This window comes from Paenibacillus sp. JT31N17 (assembly GCF_056269255.1).
Genome location: NZ_JBWDNP010000008.1, coordinates 143,261 through 161,466 on the forward strand (window position 1 = coordinate 143,261; position 18,206 = coordinate 161,466).

Annotated in this window: 13 protein-coding genes and 1 pseudogene; all 14 read left to right on the forward strand. The window is 54.5% G+C overall.

What is annotated here, in order from left to right; genetic code table 11:
• Positions 1-4: 4 nt before the first annotated feature.
• Positions 5-375: pseudogene (locus AC0YOB_RS23695) on the forward strand (DNA polymerase beta superfamily protein); the annotation flags it as partial.
• Between the two features lie 369 nt (positions 376-744).
• Entirely contained in the window at positions 745-1,398 is a 654-nt protein-coding gene (locus AC0YOB_RS23700; protein ID WP_475794855.1) for a Crp/Fnr family transcriptional regulator, read from the forward strand.
• Between the two features lie 20 nt (positions 1,399-1,418).
• Positions 1,419-2,258, forward strand: a complete 840-nt coding sequence (locus tag AC0YOB_RS23705; RefSeq protein WP_475794856.1) for an ABC transporter ATP-binding protein — start codon at positions 1,419-1,421, stop codon at positions 2,256-2,258.
• Complete coding sequence (locus AC0YOB_RS23710) at positions 2,191-2,955, forward strand: ABC transporter permease (RefSeq protein ID WP_475794857.1); 765 nt, start codon at positions 2,191-2,193, stop codon at positions 2,953-2,955. The genes AC0YOB_RS23705 and AC0YOB_RS23710 overlap by 68 nt, the downstream gene beginning before the upstream one ends.
• Before the next feature lie 116 nt (positions 2,956-3,071).
• Positions 3,072-4,112: an ABC transporter substrate-binding protein gene (locus AC0YOB_RS23715; protein WP_475794858.1), complete on the forward strand. Its 1,041-nt coding sequence runs from the start codon at positions 3,072-3,074 to the stop codon at positions 4,110-4,112.
• A complete protein-coding gene (locus AC0YOB_RS23720) occupies positions 4,109-5,038 on the forward strand; it encodes an MBL fold metallo-hydrolase (protein WP_475794859.1) in 930 nt (309 codons plus the stop codon). Before AC0YOB_RS23715 ends, AC0YOB_RS23720 begins: the two co-directional genes overlap by 4 nt.
• Positions 5,039-5,362: 324 nt before the next feature.
• The gene (locus AC0YOB_RS23725) at positions 5,363-6,043 is read left to right on the forward strand and encodes a TIGR00266 family protein (protein ID WP_210046277.1); all 681 of its coding nucleotides are present in this window, start codon (positions 5,363-5,365) and stop codon (positions 6,041-6,043) included.
• A 663-nt stretch (positions 6,044-6,706) separates the two neighbouring features.
• Positions 6,707-7,855, forward strand: a complete 1,149-nt coding sequence (dgoD, locus tag AC0YOB_RS23730; protein ID WP_475794860.1) for a galactonate dehydratase — start codon at positions 6,707-6,709, stop codon at positions 7,853-7,855.
• Positions 7,856-7,955: 100 nt separating this feature from the next.
• Positions 7,956-10,619 (forward strand): hypothetical protein, encoded by a 2,664-nt coding sequence (locus tag AC0YOB_RS23735; protein WP_475794861.1) that lies wholly within the window; start codon positions 7,956-7,958, stop codon positions 10,617-10,619.
• Between the two features lie 137 nt (positions 10,620-10,756).
• Positions 10,757-11,734 carry an aldo/keto reductase gene (locus AC0YOB_RS23740; RefSeq protein WP_475794862.1) on the forward strand — a complete coding sequence of 326 codons (978 nt, stop codon included), beginning with the start codon at positions 10,757-10,759 and terminating at the stop codon, positions 11,732-11,734.
• Positions 11,735-11,867: 133 nt separating this feature from the next.
• The gene (locus AC0YOB_RS23745; RefSeq protein ID WP_475794863.1) at positions 11,868-13,625 is read left to right on the forward strand and encodes a cache domain-containing sensor histidine kinase; all 1,758 of its coding nucleotides are present in this window, start codon (positions 11,868-11,870) and stop codon (positions 13,623-13,625) included.
• Complete coding sequence (locus AC0YOB_RS23750) at positions 13,603-15,030, forward strand: response regulator (RefSeq protein ID WP_475794864.1); 1,428 nt, start codon at positions 13,603-13,605, stop codon at positions 15,028-15,030. Before AC0YOB_RS23745 ends, AC0YOB_RS23750 begins: the two co-directional genes overlap by 23 nt.
• A gap of 33 nt (positions 15,031-15,063) precedes the next feature.
• The gene (locus AC0YOB_RS23755; protein WP_475794957.1) at positions 15,064-16,221 is read left to right on the forward strand and encodes an NAD(P)-binding domain-containing protein; all 1,158 of its coding nucleotides are present in this window, start codon (positions 15,064-15,066) and stop codon (positions 16,219-16,221) included.
• Between the two features lie 198 nt (positions 16,222-16,419).
• Positions 16,420-18,174, forward strand: coding sequence for an extracellular solute-binding protein (locus AC0YOB_RS23760; RefSeq protein ID WP_475794865.1), 1,755 nt, complete (start codon positions 16,420-16,422; stop codon positions 18,172-18,174).
• Positions 18,175-18,206: the final 32 nt, after the last annotated feature.

The following is an 18,206-nucleotide window of genomic DNA, read 5'->3' on the forward strand; positions in this document are numbered from 1 at the left end:
CGGCATGACCGGATACCAGGCACAAATTATGGAACAGCTGAGGCTGATCGAGCAGGAAGAAGACGTGAGAATCCTCTATGCATGCGAATCAGGCAGCCGGGCATGGGGATTTGCATCCAAAGACAGCGATTATGAAATGTTAGGTTCATCTATGTTCGTCATATAGATGATTATTTGTCCATATTCGACAGAAGAGATGTGATTGAGTGTCCGATCAGCGGGATGCTGGATATTAACGGTTGGGATATGAAAAAGGCACTGAATCTTTTCCGCAAATCCAACCCGCCGCTGCTGGAATGGCTGCAATCGCCAATGGCTTATATGGAGAACGGAGCGGCTGCGGAGCAGATCCGCCGCTTGTCTCCGCGAGCGTATCGCTTATTATGAGGGATTGGCGTCAAGTACGCCTGTTTCGGAGGGGGCGACGAACGGTCAACTGGATGAGTTGTTTCGAGCCGCACTGAGGGAAGCTTGGGAGTAACCTTGGCACAGGGGAAGAAGCATGCGCGGCTCGCGGCATGCTTCTTTTGGTTTTCTCTTACGGCTATGTATACTGCGCATCCCGATTCCGAACCGTATAAGATGGGTTATTCAAATGCTTTTATTTAAGATCCGGATATGAAATTTAAAATTTTGTCGGCTAAGCGACTGTTTTCGACAGGCTTTATTCATTATAATGTACATAATACTCATCTGATAACTATGAATTAAAATGGATATAGCATATAAATGAGGTGAATACGGTTGGAAGACTTTCAATCCGCCGAGGCACAGCGGGAAAGTGCGCTGCTGGCGCAGCTGTTTGAGGAGCATGGGCAGCTCCGGAGCTGCAAGAAGAACGAGTATATTTTCCGGGAAGAAGACAACAGCGATGAAATTTATTATGTCCGCAGCGGGCTTGTGAAGATTTCCCAATCGGCGCAGGAAGGGCAAAGCATCACTTTGTTTCTGCGCCATGTCGGAGAGGTTTTTGGAGCTGCGGAGGTATTGATCGGGGAGAAACGGCAGCGGGATGCCAGATGCATCGTAAGCAGCGAGGTGCTGACAATTGCGGCGCCGGTATTCAAAAATCTGCTGCAAAGCCGCACCGATGTCCTGTACGCGCTGACCTTGTCGAACGCAAGGCGGCTGCTGCAAACGCAGCGGTACGTCGAGATGCTGATTTCACGTCCTGCCGCCTGGAGACTGGCGCATTTTCTGCTGCAGCTGGGCAGACGCAAAGGCAACACGCTTCAGATCGCGCTGCAGCTGAGCCATGAGGAAATATCCTTTATAGTCGGGTGCAGCCGGCAGACCGTTACGGAAACACTCAACAAATGGCGGGAGCAGGGACTGATAAGCTACGAGAAGAAGAGCGTGTTCATCCATGATTCCGCACAGTTTCTGTCCGGTGTCTAGTCGAGATTTGGAGGTAAGCCATGATCAAGGTTGAAGGTGTAGGCAAGACATTCAAGCAGAGGGACGCCGCTATTTTTACCGCGATCGAGAACGTGTCGTTCATGGTGGAGAAAGGCGAATTCGTATCGATCGTCGGCCCGTCGGGTTGCGGCAAAACGACGCTGCTTAATTTGGTGGCGGGGCTGGAAAAAGCGGAGACCGGCTCGATCGAGGCGATTGGCCGCATGGTAACCGCTCCGGGTCCCGACCGGATTGTCGTATTTCAGGAGCATGCCTTGTTTCCATGGCTGACGGTGCTGGACAATGTAGCCTTCGGGCTGAAGCAGCGTGGACTTTCGAAACAAGAGCGGTACGATCTGGCCATGGAGCAGATCCGCATGGTGCATCTCGGCAAATTTGCCGACCGTTACCCGCATGAGCTGTCGGGAGGCATGAAGCAGCGGGTAGCCATTGCCCGGGCACTCGTCATGGACCCGGAAATCCTGCTGATGGACGAACCATTCGCCGCATTGGACGAACAGACGAGGCTGCTGCTCCATCAGGAGCTGGAATCGATCTGGATGAAGACGCGCAAGACGGTTCTGTTCATTACCCATAATATCCGCGAAGCGGTGCTGCTATCCGATCGGGTGCTGGTCATGTCCACCAGGCCGGGCAAGATCAAGAAAGAATTTGCCGTACAGGCGGCAAGACCGCGCAATTCGGGAGATTCCGTGATCCATCATATTGAAAGCCGTATTCTGGACGCGCTGGCAGACGAACTGGAGAAGGTGGTGAAGGAGGAATACGGCGATGATTACGATTTTCAAAAAGGCAGGTTTTCTAATTCTTCTGATTCTTATCTGGGAGGCAGCCTATAGAATATTTGGCTGGGGCTGGCGGTTTCCTTCCGCGTTGCAAACCTTTCATACCTTTAATGACGGACTGGTCAACGGCCAGCTGCTCGAAGCGGTATACAGCAGTCTGCGCCGGATTATTATAGCTTTCGCATTATCCTGCGTGATCGGAGTATCCCTGGGCGTGCTGTTTGCCCGCAACCGGTTCGTGGACGAGACGTTCGGCTTTCTGGTCGTCGCCCTGCAGACGGTTCCAAGCATCGCCTGGCTTCCTTTTGCCATCATCTGGTTTGGATTAAATGATTTCTCGGTCGTATTCATCACGACCATCGGCGCGACCTGGACGATGGCGATTTCCAGCCGCAGCGGCTTCCGGAACATTCCCTCCCTGTATCTGAAGGCGGCGGAGATGTTCGGAACCGGACGGGGCGTCAAGCTTTTTTTTCAAATCATGGTGCCGGCCGCTGTTCCCCATCTCATCACCGGCATGCGGATGGCCTGGGCGTTCGCCTGGCGCGCGCTTGTCTCCGGCGAGCTGATCGCCCGAGGTGTAGGGCTTGGGCAGATGCTGGAGGAAGGGCGAAACATCGGCGATACGTCCATTATGCTGTGCGTCGTTCTGCTCATTGCAGTAATCGGAACGATCTCCGATCATCTCGTGTTCAAACGGATTGAGGACCGGATCATGGTGCGCTACGGCCTTCATTCCGCCAAATCCTAGTCCGCTGCAAGGATTGGGCTGCGCATACGTAAAACGGCCTTTTGAATCTTGCAGGTGTTACCAGCAAGTTAAGTGCTCATCATTTGTTTTTTTATAATAGAGAGGGGAAAGTTTGAATGAAAAAACAATGGTTGCTGTCCATGGTGCTTATCCTGGTGCTCGCGGGGCTGCTGAGCGCCTGCGGCTCCAATAATGAAGGCAGCGCCGGCTCGGGCGGCGAGGCGGCCAAGCCGTCCACCGTCAAGATCGGGCTGCTGAAGAACGTCACCCACGCGCCGGCGTTTATCGCCCTCAAGAACGGATATTTTCAAAAGGCTTTTGGCGACGATGTGAAAATCGAGGTGCAGGCTTTCGATAACGGCTCCGATTTCTCGACGGCGATGGCGACCGGGCAGATCGATATCGGCTATGTCGGACCGGGCCCGGTTACGAATCAATATGTGCGCAGCAAAAATATTACGATCGTCTCCGGCGCCAATAACGGCGGTGCTGTGCTGGTAACGCGGAAAGGCGCGAATATTGCCGGCGTGAAGGGCCTTGCAGGCAAGACCGCTGCTATTCCGACCACAGGCAGCACGAATGAAATTTCCTTGCGTCTGCTGCTGCAGCAGAATGGACTCAGTGTAACCAAGGACGCCTCCGGCGTGCAGCTGATCACGATGGCGCCGGCCGATACGCTTGTGGCCATGAAGCAGAATCAAGTCGATGCCGCGCTGCTGCCAGAGCCGTGGGGCACGCAAATCGTCGAGCAGGGCATCGGGGATATTTTGGTCGATTGGGACAAAATTCCGCCCAATGACGGGAACTATCCGCTTACGATCCTGGTCGCTAACAATGATTTTCTGAAAAAATACCGCGGTACGGTGAAAGAGGCCATCCAGGCCAATATAGAGGCGATCGACTATATCAAATCGAACCCCGATGACGCCTACTCGCTTGTCAGCGACGAATTAAAGGAGCTATCGGGCAAAGGACTTGAGCTTAACCTGATCAAGGCGGCGCTGCTGCATTTGACCTTGACGACGGACATCGATCTGGATGTGCTGGAGCAGATGGCCCAGGTTGCCGTCGACGCGGGCTATATCAAGGATGTGGAAGGCAAACCGGACTTGAGCGGCCTGCTGGATCTGTCGATATTGGAGGAAGTGAAATCATGACCTTTATTCAACCTCAGCTCAATGTGCTTCCCGATTATCACGAGCATCTGAAGGTGGTTCTGCTCGGGACAGGATCGCCCCGGGCTTTCTATGGCAGGGCCAAGGCCGGCGTAGTTGTGCTGGCGGGGAATAAGACTTTCCTGGTCGACTGCGGCGGTGCGGCGGTCGATCAGATGATCAAGGCGGGCGTAATGCCGCAGCGGGTGTCGGATGTGCTTTTCACCCATCATCACTACGATCATAATGGGGGATTCTTCGATGTGTTCATTACCAGCTGGAGAACGCATGTGACTCCGGAGCGGGTATTCCGGGGGCGCTCGGCGCCGATGCAGGTGTATGGTCCGGACACGACCCGTGAAATTATCGGCAATATGCGCGAGTCCTTCGAATTTGACGTCAAGCTGCGTGTCAGCTACAATCTGTCGGACGAAGCCGGCTCGCAAATTCAGTATATTGAATGCAATGAGGGCATTATCTATGACAGAAATGGCATCCGCATTACCGCTTTTGAAGTGGACCATCGACCCGTTTATCCTGCCGTGGCCTACAAATTCGAGTACAACGGGAAGTCGGTCGTCATCTCCGGAGATACGATTCCGGTGCCCAATATGGTCAAATACAGTGATGGCGTTGACCTGCTCGTCCATGAAGCCTACAACAAGGAATGGCTTGATGCGCTGATCGTGACCTATCCGGAGCAGGCCCGGGCGCTGTCCAATCCGGCCAAATACCATACGACAACGCTGGAAGCGGCGGAGATCGCCCGTCAGGCGGGAGCCAAGCATCTCGTGCTGACGCATCATATCCCGGCTCCAACGCCCGACGCGGCGGCGGAAGAAGCCTATATGGCGGGAATGAAAGAGATCTACAGCGGCCCGATTACCATGGGCAGGGATTTGATGGTGTTTGACTTGGCGGAAGCATAACAGGCATGCCGGTAAGAAGAATTTGAACGAATGAGGAAGAATGCAACCTGGGCGTTATCGGGGCATTCTTCTTTTTTCTTACGCAAGGATTTTACAAGAATTTTAGCTTGATATACTGTTAATGGGATTGAACTCATCTATAATAATAACAGCAGCAGATGTTCAGTTACTGACAACCGGGCTGCGGCAAGCCTGCATCCAGCGGTTGCGGTAATATCCCGCGAGGTCACGGGCAGCCAAGATCATTTGACACTCGAATCGCTGACTTTTGAACGGGCAATACTGGCAGCATGGTGGTTGTATCCAGACTTGGAGGTAGAGATCATGAAGCATAGAGTTTTATATGAAGGCGCATTCGCGCTTCTTCAGGTGGAGATGGAGCAGGGAGAAAGTGTGAAGGCGGAGATGGGCGCAATGGTTTCCATGTCGCCAACGATTGACTTGAAGGGAACCGTCGACGGTGGAATTATGAGGGGACTCGGGCGGATGCTCAGCGGGGAGAAATTCTTCTTCCAGGAACTCGTCGCAGCACGCGGGCGGGCAGAGGCGCTGCTGGCTCCTTCCTCCATGGGGGATATTCAATCGATCGAGCTGGACGGTACATATAAGCTGTTGGTCCAAAAGGACGGTTTTCTCGCCGGTACATCCGGCATTGAAGTCAACACCAAAATGCAAAATCTGGCGCGCGGCTTCCTGTCCGGCGAAGGCTTCTTCATCATTGAGATCAGCGGAAGAGGTACGGTTTTCCTGTCCTCCTTTGGGGCCATTCATGCCATTAACCTCGCTCCCGGCGAGGAAATGATCATCGATAACGGACATCTGGTCGCTTGGCCGGATTATATGGAGTACAAGATCGAGAAGGCCTCCAAGGGCTGGTTCTCCAGCTTTACGAGCGGGGAAGCCATTGTCTGCCGTTTTCGGGGCGAGGGCGTTGTACTCATCCAAAGCCGCAATGCGGCCGGCTTCGGCAGCTGGATCAAACGGTTTATTCCAACAAGCGGCTAGCGCCTGGTTTTTTGTGTGATGCTTCTCCTTGGGAAAAGGCTGCCGGTGCAGCCTTTTTTCTATGAAAAGACAATTTAAAAGAAATACCTTGCAGACCCCTGAGGTGATCAGAGGTCTTTTTTGTTTGTTCCCACCGAAAATCAGCCGCGGACTGTGACAACTGCCATGTTATTGTCCCGTCATGACGTTAGCCGTTACGGTTCATAGATAAATCCATATATTGTTTATGCAACTGATACTAACTTAAGGAGAGGATAAAAGATGTCAAGACTCAAGAAATCAAAACATTGTTGTTACGATCCTAAACCCTTTTGTAAAACGCAAAAAGTAATCTGGGTATACAAGGTGCGCTATGACCCTAAAATCATTAAAAAATACTGCAAGCCCGTTAAAAAGCATAAAAAATGGTAATTAATATAACCAATTGGTTTTAAAAATCCATATAACTATGGATGGCATGAAGTAGATCTCTGAATCTTTCAGAGATCTATTTGTGCTGTGTCAGCATTATTGATCAGGGCATGTCACTGGATGATTGCCATACGTTACAGCAGACTTATTTACCCATGGAATCGCTTACCTCTGAGGTACACTTGTAAGGGATTGCCCGGAATTGCACATAAGTGGAGGACATCTTTGCATATTGAACAGTAGAAGGGTGAGATGAAGCAGATGAAGATTACAGAGGTAACAAGCTATCTGTCCAGCGACGGCGTGTTTGTCAAGGTGGAGACGGACGAAGGCATTACCGGTTATGGAGAAGGCACGAACTTCACGCCGAGGGCGGTTATCGGCATGATCGAAGAATTGAAGCCCTATCTCATCGGAGAGGATCCGCAGCGGATCGAGCATTTGTGGCAGTCATGCTTTCGCCGCCTGTTTGCCCGGGGCGGGCCTGTAACGGGCTCTGCGATTGCTGCCATTGATATTGCCCTGTGGGATATTAAAGGAAAAGCGCTTGGCGTTCCCATATATCAGCTGCTGGGCGGGTTAGCCCGCGACAAGGTGAGGGTATACGGACCGGTTGCCGGCAAATCGGCTGAAGAAATTGCCCGCAAGGCCAAGCTGCTGGCAGACCGGGGCGTTACGGCGATCCGTTACCGCGCTTTCCACGATTGGGACGATCTCAATTTGCATGATCATAAACGCGCCGTCATGCAGCAGATTGAATATACAGAGGCTATCCGTGCGGCAGTAGGCGACGAGGTGGATCTGATTATCGAATGCCATGGCCGTTATGATCCCGATTATGCGGTGATGCTGGCGAAGAATGTGGAGAAATTCCGCCCGCTGTACATTGAGGATCCCATCCGCCACGAGAATCCGCAGGCTTACCGCCGGCTCAGACCGTATACCAGCATCCCGCTGGCTACCGGGGAACGGGGACACAATAAATGGGATTACCGCGAATTGATCGAAGGCGGTCTTGTCGATTATTTGCGTCCGGATATTTGCTGGTGCGGAGGCATTACCGAAATGCGCAAAATCGCAGCGATTGCCGAGATGTATTATGTCAACCTGGTGCCGCATAACAACTGGGGCCCGATTGGAACGGCGGCCAGCATGCATGTATCGCTGGCATTCTCCAATGTGGCGCTGCTGGAGCTTCCCGCATCGGCCAGCAGCGCCGGGGATTTGGATACGACTGTAGCCTCGCCCTATCCGGTCGTGGAGAACGGGTATGCTTTTCCGCTGGATGGTCCGGGACTTGGCGTGACCTTCTCGGAGGAAGCGGCGGAGGCCCGTCCTGCGAAGCGGCTCGGCGTTGTTCCCAAGCTGAATGCGCTTGACGGATCGGTCCGGGACTGGTAGACCGCAAAGCGGCAGAAATCAGGGCAAGCAGAAGCGGGCGGACGGACCGGCCAGCCCAAGGCCAGCTTGCTCAACAGATTGGATAAGGAGGCTGCAGATCATGGAAGCAGATCAGAGAACGGCTGATCTTAAGAAGGTGGTTCTGATTAGGGAGGACATGGAGCAGGGGGGCAGCGGGACGCCCATCGGGTGGGCAGTCGAACAGCTGTCTGCAGCCTTGAAGGGACGTTCCATAACGCTCATTCCGCAAAGCGACGCGAATTCATCCGGTGCGGAAGCAGCTATCAGACTTGTAAAAGCCAGTGATGCCGTCGGAGAAGCCGGAAATGTTCCCGCTGCAGCGGAAGCGTTCATCATCGATCGGCAGACGGAACCGGCCCGCACAACAATTGTGATCTATTCATCCGGTGACAGAGGCTTCATCTATGCGCTGCTGGAGCTTGCAGACCGGATTCAATACGCTTCCGATCCTATGGCGGAGCTGCATGATTGGAAGCGAACGGAAGAGAAGCCGGCGAACAAAGTCAGGAGCCTCAGCAGGATGTTTGTCAGCGAGGAGGAGGACAAGCCCTGGTATTACGATAAGGCTTTCTGGAATGAATATTTGAACGAAATCGCCCGGCATCGCTTCAACCGTTTCAATCTTGCCCTCGGGATGGGCTATGACTACGGTCATGATCCGGATATCCGGGACAATTATATGTATTTTGCTTATCCCTTTCTGCTGGACGTCCCCGGATACGACGTCAGGGTTGAGGGATTGCCCGGTGGAGAAGCGGCCCGCAACCTGGACATGCTCCGCTATATCGGGGAGCAGGTAAGCCGCCGCGGTCTCGATTTTCATGTCGGCATCTGGACCAACGCCTACGATTTGCCGGACAGTCCCCATCCCCATTACCGGATCACGGGACTGACGAAGGACAATCACGCCGCTTACTGCCGGGATGCGCTCACCCTGCTGCTGCAGTCCTGCACCTCTATTGCCGGCCTGACCCTGCGGGTTCATTACGAAAGCGGCATTCCGGAGCCGGCTCAGGAATTCTGGAGAGCGGCGTTGTCCGGGATTGCCGCCATCGACCGGCCTGTCAGCGTCGATATCCATTCCAAAGGGGTGGAGGCGTCCATGATAGAAATGGTGCGGGAGAGTACAGGGAGGCAGGTAACGGTCTCGCCCAAGTTCTGGGCGGAGCATATGGGACTGCCCTATCATCCCGCGCATAACCGGGAGAGGGAAATGCCGGAGGCTAATTTCAAGGGCTCCCAGTATGCGGCTGTTACTGCGGGATCCCGCAAGGTAACCCGCTATGGATATGCGGATTTTCTGACGCGCAGCCGCAATTACGATATCCTGTACCGGGTATGGCCGGGGACGCAGCGCGTTCTGCTGTGGGGCGATCCCGTCATGGCGGCGGGAAGCAGCCGGGCGGCGTCGTTCGGCGGGGCTGCCGGCCTGGAGCTGTTCGAGCCGCTGTCCTTCAAGGGCCGCAAGACATCGGGCATCCCGGGCGGCAGGGAGCTGTATGCCGATGAGCCGCTCCGTCTGGAAGGCAAAGACTGGATCAAGTACGGTTACACCTACCGGCTGTGGGGAAGGCTGCTGTATAATCCGGATACGGATCCTGACGTATGGAGAAGATATTTGCGCCATGAATACGGGTCATCCGCAGGGGCTGCCGAGAAGGCGCTGGCCTTTGCCAGCCGGATTCTTCCTTTGATTACCGTCGCGCATCATCCATCCTCCGCGAATGTGGATTATTGGCCGGAGATGTATACGAATCTGGCGATCATCAAGACCAAGCCGTCCCAATACGACTACGACCTGCCGGAGCCGAAGACGTTCGGAGCAGCAAGCCCCCTTGATCCCGAAATGTTTTATTCCATCAATGCCTTTGCGGACGCTGTAATAAGCGGAACCCGCAGCGGCAAGGCAACTCCCCAGGAGGTAAGCTTCCGTCTTGACGAATGGGCGGGAGGAGCCATGAGCAGCTTGATGGAAGCCGAAACCTTGGCGGACAAGCCTCAGAATGCGTCCTTCCGACGATTGGCGGTGGATGTGCGGATTCTGGCGGGCCTGGGCCGTTTCTTCGCACGGAAATTCCAGGCGGGAACCGCTTATGCCTTGTTCGAGCGATCCAACGATGTGCGGTTTTTGTATTATGCCTTGAAGGAGTACCATCTGGCGAAGGAAGCATGGGAGCAGATTATAGCGGCAGCGGATGGCGTTTACCGCAGCGATATCGCGTTTGGCCATAAGCCTTATATGCGTGGGCATTGGGCTGACCGCCTCCCGGCGATAACGGAGGACCTGGAAGAGATGCACCGGATATACAGGCAGTGGCCGGCCGGTGCCGGAGCCGAGGGACCGGATGAGACGGGAATGGGGGAATATGCAAGACCGCTGCGGGGACCGTCCCCGTCGTATGAGCATATTCAGCCTGAGTCCTACAGTCCGGGAATGCCGGTCCAAATTGCGGCAACTGCTCCATCGGCCCCGCAGGAGCTGCGGATTTACCTGCATTACCGCCATGTCAATCAGGCCGAACGGTTCGCGGTAGCGGAGATGGAGAGGGACGGCGACCTGTATCGCGCCGTGATACCATCGTCCTATACGGATTCGGCTTATTCCCTGATGTATTATCTGGAACTGGATAACGGGACCGATGCCTGGATCGCTCCGGGCTTTGACACGGAGATGGCGGGCCCTCCTTATTATGTCCTGCATTCCACATTTGTCCTTCAGGGTGGAATAACGTCTTCTAATTAGGGGATATTCGTCCGATATGGGAATATTTACTATGATAAAAAAGCAGTTTCAAGAGCAAACAGAAGACAAAAGTGTATCACGCGGGATTGTCAAAGGGGTTATAATAAAAACAATTCGGTCTAACTTGGAGGTATCCTATGAACGTTTTTCCATTGCAGCAGCGGAATATCACCAGCAGCAGAATCGTTTACGGCACGACTGGCCTTGGGGGAAGCAACAACCGTGATCCCCTTACCGATGCGGACCTGTTGAAGGCGGAGCGTGCGGTCGATGCTGCGCTTGAGGCCGGCATTACGATGTTTGACCACGCCGATATCTATTCGGGAGGCAAGGCCGAGGCTGTTTTTGGAAGCGTTCTCGGGAAGAGGCCGGGCCTGCGCGAATCCATTGTGATTCAGTCCAAATGCGGCACCCGGTTCGCGGACGAGCATTCCCCGCAGCGGTATGATTTTTCCCGGGAGCATATATTACGCGCCGTTGACGGCAGCTTGAAGCGGCTGGGTACAGATTATCTGGATATTCTGCTCCTGCACCGTCCTGATCCTCTGTTCCAGGCTCAGGAAGTCGCCGAAGCGTTTCAGACGCTCAAGCAGGCAGGCAAAGTCAGACACTTTGGCGTTTCCAATATGAACGCGGGACAGATCAAGCTTCTGCAGGCCCAGCTGCCCGATCCGCTGGTGGCCAACCAGCTGGAGATGAGCCTGCTGGATTCAAGCTGGGTCGACCGGGGCGTACTGGTCAATCAGCGCGAGTCCGTCCATGTTGTTTTTCCGGAAGGGCTCCTGGAGCACTGCATGCTGGAGAACATCCAAATTCAGGCATGGTCTTCGCTTGCGAAAGGCATCTATACAGGACGCAGCATGGATCATGCTCCGGAAGAGGTTGTCCGTACCCGCGAGCTGGTTGCCGAGATGGCCCGGCGCAAAGAAACGACGGGCGAGTCGATTGTTCTGGGCTGGCTGATGCGCCATCCGGCGCTGATCCAGCCGGTGATCGGGTCGGCCAATCCGGAGCGCATTCTGAACTGCCGGGATGCCGCGAGGCAGGCCGGGCTTATGACACGCGAGGAATGGTATGCTCTCTATACATCGTCCAGAGGCAAATCCGTCACCTGACACAGCTGCCAGCGGGAGGCTTGACCTAAGCGCATCTGCGCTTTTCGGGTCAGCCTCCTTTCGTGCTTTATGATTTCCCGCTGAGGCTCGAACGGAAAATGTCTCTACTACCCGGCAGGAAGGGGACACACATGTGAAATCGCTTCTACAGATGCTGAAAGGTCCTCGTTCACTCAAAAGAAAGCTGATTGCCGTGCTGCTGTCCAGCACGCTGATTCCGCTTGCCCTTATCGGCGCGATTTCCTACTACACGATCTATTCCATACTGGACCATAAAATTGAAGACGGGGTCCGGAGCACTTTAAGCCAGAAGAAGCAATCGCTCGAAACCTCGCTTCATCATCTCCAATATGTGTCCCAGCAGCTCTCGCTCGATGGCAGCGTCGGCCAGAATTTGTCGGTTTACCTGACGACCTCCGACCTGTATGAAAAAAAACTGATGCGGGACGAAGTCATTAATGAAATCAATCTGATCAGCTTTTCCAACCCGAATCTCAGCATGGTCTGTTATTATATGCCCGGCCCCAAAAAAATCCTGTTCTCCAATTATTGCCCGGCATCCAATCTGGATATCCATAGTCTTCCCATGTTTGAGGATTACAGTGCGGACAGGGGCTTCACCTATTACGGGCCTTATGATTCACAAAACTATCAGAACAGAAGAATGGTCGTTTCAGTCGCCCGCAGTGTGCTGATGGAAGGCGAACCGATTTACATTTATATCGAGACCGAAGTGGAGGATATTTTCGACGGGGGCGATCCCAAGAACGGGGCGAGTTTGCTGATCGTGGATCACAGCGGCCGCATCGCCTACAGCAGCTCCGCGTCGTTCCAGGCCGGCAGCAGCTACGCCGCCAACAGCGGGCAGCAGGACGCCTACCTGTTCCAGGCCGCAAGCCAGCAGGGCTGGATGATTGTAAGCGTTATCCCGAAGAAGGAGTACGACCGGGAGATTAACGGGTGGCTGCTGAGGTTCTTCGTGCTTGGCGTTTCATCGATCGGGCTCAGCCTGCTGTTTGCCTGGGCTGTCTGGCGGACGGTCTATCGTCCGCTGCGAAGTCTCAACCGGGAAATTATGCTGATATCCAAGAGCAATTTCAAGTCCGCCGTTACATTCACGGATGTGAAGGAGTTCGATTTTCTGCTCCTGCGCTTTCAGGATATGCGTATCCGGATAAGGGAGCTGCTGCATGAGGTGAAGGAGAAGGAGGAACGCAAAGCGGCGCTGGAGGTGGAGAAGCTGATGCATCAGATCAATCCGCATTTTACCCATAATACGCTGGATACGATCCGCTGGCTGGCCCGGCTGCAGGGTCATGACGAGATCGACCGTCTTGTGTCGACGCTGAACAAGCTGCTTTACTACAATCTCGGAAAGGGCAAGACGGCTACGATTGCCGACGAAATCGGCGCGCTCCGGCATTATGTGGCCCTGCAGCAGATCCGTTATAATTTTCAGTTCGACGTGCGGATCGATACGGATCCGGCGATTGAGGATACGCTGATTCCGCGCTTCATTCTTCAGCCTCTTGTGGAAAATGCGCTGTACCACGGCGGGATGGCGGATGACGGGATTATCCGCGTGATCATTGCCGAGGAAGAAGAAGAGAGGATCGGCATCCGGGTTATTGATAACGGCATCGGCATGGATGAGGAGGCGGTCCGCCGGCTGCTGGAGCAGGATCATGCCCCGGATTCGGCGAATGGCTCTAACCACAAGACGGGAATGGGCATCGGCGTCAATTATGTGCGGCGGATGATTGAATTTCAATTCGGCGACAGGGCCGAATTCGGAATTCAGAGCGCAGCAGAGCAGGGAACGACAATCCTTATTCGGATTCCCATGAATGCAAAGGAGCGGGATGACAATGAACGTGCTGATCGTGGATGACGACCATCTGGTGCGCAAGGGAATTGTTTCCCTCATGCCATGGAGCGAATTCGGGTTTCAGGTTGTAGGCGAAGCGGAGAACGGAAAGAAAGCGCTTCAATTTCTGGAAAGCCATCCCGTTGATCTGATGATCACCGACATCGCCATGCCGTCCATGTCGGGGCTTGACCTGCTTCGGGAGGTCCGGGAGCATTATCCCGGCATCTGGATCGTGATGCTGACCTTTTATCAGGAGTTCGAGCATGTTCAGGAGGCTCTCCGGCTCGGGGCCATCGATTATATCGCCAAGGTGGAGCTGGAGAAGGACAATATGCGCGACATTCTCACCCGGATTCTCCGGCGGACCCGTGAGCAGAAACTGCCTGAAGCTCCGTCAGTCGTCGTCCGCACAGTCGGCGGCACAGTCGGCGAAAGCGCGGAGAGGGTGCTGCTGCTCGCCGCACTCTCGTCGGAAAGGCCGGATTTTCTCGATGAGCTGCTGCCGACGGAGCAGCAGGGCGTAAGAGAGATCAACCGGGATGTGTGGCTGCTGCCGGAGCTCTCTCCGGCGCGCGAGGATGAGATCGTCGGGAGAATCAGGGAGTGTGAGGAACTGTCGGGCAAGTGGGCGGTGATTCGCACGGTTGGGATCCGGGACCATAACCGGAAGCAGATCTGCAAGCTTCTGGTCGATTATGCTTCGCATGATTTTTTCTATGAATATGAGCCGGGCCGCAGCGTTTATGATGTGGATCTGGACTCTATTGAAAGAGAGGACCGGCAGATTTCCGAGAAGGTGCTGTACCAGCTGCGCGAGGAATGGTCGTCGCTTGAACTGGTGTACGATGAGGAGCGCTATCTCGCGCTTGTATCGGAGCTGGAGAAGATCCGTCCTTCGGCCGACAAGCTGGAGAGCATGTTCTATTGGATATTGGTGCAGTGGGAGAGATACGTGCCCCTCGATCTGACATCTGTATTTGACAGGGCGGAGCTGCGATGCTGGGCGGATTGGCTGCTGTGGCTGGAGAAGATGCGCAAGGATATCCGCAGCTCCTTCGTGGAAACCCATTATTCCGATGACATGATGGCTAGTGTGATCAAGGCTGTCGATTATATCAACCGCAATATCAGCCTGGATCTGAAGCTGACGGAGGTAGCGGAGGAGGTTCACATCAGCCGCAGCTATTTCAGCGAATGCTTCAAGAACATTACGGGGAAAACCTTCAACGAGTATATAAGGGATGCGCGAGTCGACTATGCCAAGTCGCTGCTCAGCCAGACGAACGAGCCGATTTACCGGATTTCCGAGAAATGCGGGTATCCCGACGAGAAATATTTCAGCAAGGTGTTCCGCAAGAAAGTCGGCGCTCTGCCAAGCGAATTCCGCAAGCGCGGGCAAGGGGCCAGCGTGCAGGAAAGACCATAAAACAAGGAAAACATGGAGGGGTATGAAGTGAAAATGAAAATTGGATTTGTCGGACTGGGAACAATGGGCTTGCCAATGGCAGTCAACCTGTTGAAAGCAGGCTTTGAGGTTTACGGGAAGAACAGAAGCTCCGGCCGGGAGCAGCAGTTTGCCTCGCAAGGGGGCCGTACGGGATTGTCGCTTGCCGAGCTGGCAGCTCAGATGGATGTCATTATAACCTGCCTTCCGCTGCCATCGGATGTTGAAGAGGTATATTCGGGTGATAGCGGTCTGATTCAGCATGCCCGGGAAGGACTCGTTCTGATCGATTGCAGTACTGTATCGCCGGAACTGAACCGCAAGCTCTATGCGCAGTCCGAAGCAGCCGGCGTGGAATTCCTTGACGCTCCCGTAAGCGGCGGCGAGACCGGAGCCATCGCCGGAACGCTGAGCGTGATGGTCGGAGGACAAGAAGAGACTTATAACCGTGTGCACAGCCTGTTCGAAGCGGTCGGCAGCAGGATCAGCTATGTTGGCGCATCGGGGAGCGGCTCTACGGTGAAGCTGATCAATCAGCTGATGGTAGGCATTCATTCCCAGGCAGTCAGCGAAGCCTACGCGCTGGGCTGCAAGGCCGGTCTCGATCCGGATCTGCTGTTTGATATTCTGAATCACAGCTTCGCCCAAAGCAGGATCATGGAGCGCCACTATACCCAATTTATTGCCAAGTCTTCATTCCAGCCGGGCTTTGCGCTGAAGCTGCTGGCCAAGGATATGAATCTGGCGGCTGATATGGGCGAGCAGTCCGGCGTTCAATTGAATGCCGGCAAGCGGGTGCAGGCCATTATCAACCAGGCGGTTGGAGATGGCTTCGGGAGTCTTGATATGGCGGCGCTGTATTCCTACCAGATGGCTGGCGACGACAAGCAGCGGGAAGCCGGGAGCAGAAAGTATTTTGCCGTATTTCTGCCTATGCTGGATGCGGATAAAAGCGTACAGTACCGCCCGGATCATCTGCAATTTCTGGATGATTGCCGGGCAGCGGGGAAACTGCATGCCAACGGGCGGTTTGTCGATGGGGCAGGGGGACTTGTCATCTACCGCGCAGGGAATTTTGAAGAAGTGGAGCAGTGGGTGAAGCAGGATCCGTACATCGTGAACGGGGCGCGCAGCTATGAGATTCATGAATGGGATATCGTCCTGGCTCCATAAACCAGGAGAGATGAGGACAGGGAGTAATCCGGCACGGAAAAAGGGGGAACTTCCCCCTTGCTTCCTCCTGGCAGGCAGTCAAGCGGAAGATGTTTATCTCCCAAACGGACGATGGATGGTACTACTTGGGCTGCTGGTTTCCGCCGTATAATGTTCCTATCTTCACCAAATCATGAATCGATAACAGGGAGGTTTACCATGAGAAAGAAGTGGTTTGTCGGAACGGCGTTATTCTTTCTTCTTTTTGCAACCGCTTGCAGCAGCAATACAGGCGGCAATGATGCGAATTCGCCATCAAATGCGCCCGCAAACACAGGGAACGCTGTAAGCGAGGGAGAAGGCGCAGCCCCCGCAGCGGGAGAGGCTGCAGATCCGTACGGGCCGGAGAAAGAGCTTGTCACGCTTAATATCGCACAGGTGCTGCCTCCGGGCGACGCCGGGCTGCCGGCAGGGCAAACCGTCGATAACAATGTGCTGACGAAGTTTTATGAAGACACGCTCAACATGAAGATCCATCGCGAGTGGAGCGCCGTTGATGGCGATCCGTATGATCAAAAGGTTATGCTGGCCATTGCCAGCCGTGAAATTCCCGACGCGATGCAGGTCAATGAAGAGCAGCTCCGCATGATGGTGAAAGCCGGACTGCTTGAGGACTTGACGAACGTCTTCGATCAATATGCTTCACCGAAGGTCAAGGAGCTGCAGGTCGATCTTGCCAAGGGCCAGGCGCTGGAATCCGCGACTTTCGACGGCAAGCTGTATGCCATTCCCAGCATTCAGATCAAGGGTGACGCATACACGGTGCTGTGGGTGCGCAAGGACTGGCTGGATAAGCTGAAGCTGCCGGAGCCCAAGACGATCGCCGATATTGAAGCAACAGCCAAAGCGTTTATAGACAACAAGATGGGCGGCGACAAGACGGTCGGCCTCACAGGGCCCAACAAATCCGAGCTTTCCAGCGACAAGGGGAACCGGGCGCATGGCTTTGACGCCATCTTCAGCTCCTTCCACTCCTTCCCGCGCAACTGGATCAAGGATAAGGACGGCAATGTAACCTACGGCTCCATTACGCCGGAGACGAAAGAAGCGCTGGGCCAGCTCCGAGACTGGTATGCCAAGGGTCTGATCGACAAGGAGTTCTTCCTGCGTGAAAATCCCAATGAGCTGTTCCTGAGCGGACAAAACGGGTTGTTCTTCGGTCCGTGGTGGATGGGCTGGGGCGATCTGACCCAATCCTTCGAGAAAAATCCGGATGCCCAGTGGAAAGCTTATGCGGCGCCGACCGATAAAGACGGCAAGCTGCTGACGCATTTGCAGCCGGTTTCACTCGATTATCTCGTTGTCCGCAAAGGCTACGAGCATCCTGAGCTGGTAATGAAGGGCGTCAACATGAGGATCGGCATGAACCGTCAGGCGGCTGATGTTCCAAAAGATCTCTTCGACCGCTGGACGAAGGAAGTCGCCACGACAGAAATCAGCGATACGCTGGATGTGTTCCGCGTCAACGCGGATGATATCGGAGCTGTCTCGAACCGCAGACATGCGATCCTCGATGCGGTGGACGGCAAGATTGATCCATCCACGCTGGAGCCTGAAGTCAAGGATGCTTATGAGCTGGCCAAGAAATATATGGATGACCCGACCGTAGTGAAAAATTATCCGCAGGCGGTCAAGGATGGGCTGACGCTGACCCAAACGGGTAGCTTCCAGGCTTATGTGGTGGGCGGCGCCCCGCTTGACAGCGATTATGAGGAAGTAAGCAGCCTGCTCTATTCGCCAACGGAAACCATGAAGACGCGTTGGGCCAATCTCACGAAGCTGGAGGACGAAACCTTCCTGAAGATCATCATCGGCGGAGCTCCGCTGGATTCCTTCGATACCTTCGTGAAGCAGTGGAAAAGCCAGGGCGGCGACAAAATCATCAAGGAAGTAGAAGAAGCAATCAAAGAATAGCGGAATTGGCGAAGGCGGCGCCGGAGGCGGGC

Excerpts from the sequence above, each read along its gene's own strand:
- AC0YOB_RS23725 (WP_210046277.1), top strand. The coding sequence starts at position 5,363 with ATGAAGCATAGAGTTTTATATGAAGGCGCATTCGCGCTTCTTCAGGTG.
- AC0YOB_RS23750 (WP_475794864.1), top strand. The coding sequence starts at position 13,603 with ATGAACGTGCTGATCGTGGATGACGACCATCTGGTGCGCAAGGGAATT.
- dgoD (WP_475794860.1), top strand. The coding sequence starts at position 6,707 with ATGAAGCAGATGAAGATTACAGAGGTAACAAGCTATCTGTCCAGCGAC.
- AC0YOB_RS23735 (WP_475794861.1), top strand. The coding sequence starts at position 7,956 with ATGGAAGCAGATCAGAGAACGGCTGATCTTAAGAAGGTGGTTCTGATT.
- AC0YOB_RS23760 (WP_475794865.1), top strand. The coding sequence starts at position 16,420 with ATGAGAAAGAAGTGGTTTGTCGGAACGGCGTTATTCTTTCTTCTTTTT.
- AC0YOB_RS23710 (WP_475794857.1), top strand. The coding sequence starts at position 2,191 with ATGATTACGATTTTCAAAAAGGCAGGTTTTCTAATTCTTCTGATTCTT.
- AC0YOB_RS23705 (WP_475794856.1), top strand. The coding sequence starts at position 1,419 with ATGATCAAGGTTGAAGGTGTAGGCAAGACATTCAAGCAGAGGGACGCC.
- AC0YOB_RS23755 (WP_475794957.1), top strand. The coding sequence starts at position 15,064 with ATGAAAATTGGATTTGTCGGACTGGGAACAATGGGCTTGCCAATGGCA.
- AC0YOB_RS23720 (WP_475794859.1), top strand. The coding sequence starts at position 4,109 with ATGACCTTTATTCAACCTCAGCTCAATGTGCTTCCCGATTATCACGAG.
- AC0YOB_RS23740 (WP_475794862.1), top strand. The coding sequence starts at position 10,757 with ATGAACGTTTTTCCATTGCAGCAGCGGAATATCACCAGCAGCAGAATC.
- AC0YOB_RS23715 (WP_475794858.1), top strand. The coding sequence starts at position 3,072 with ATGAAAAAACAATGGTTGCTGTCCATGGTGCTTATCCTGGTGCTCGCG.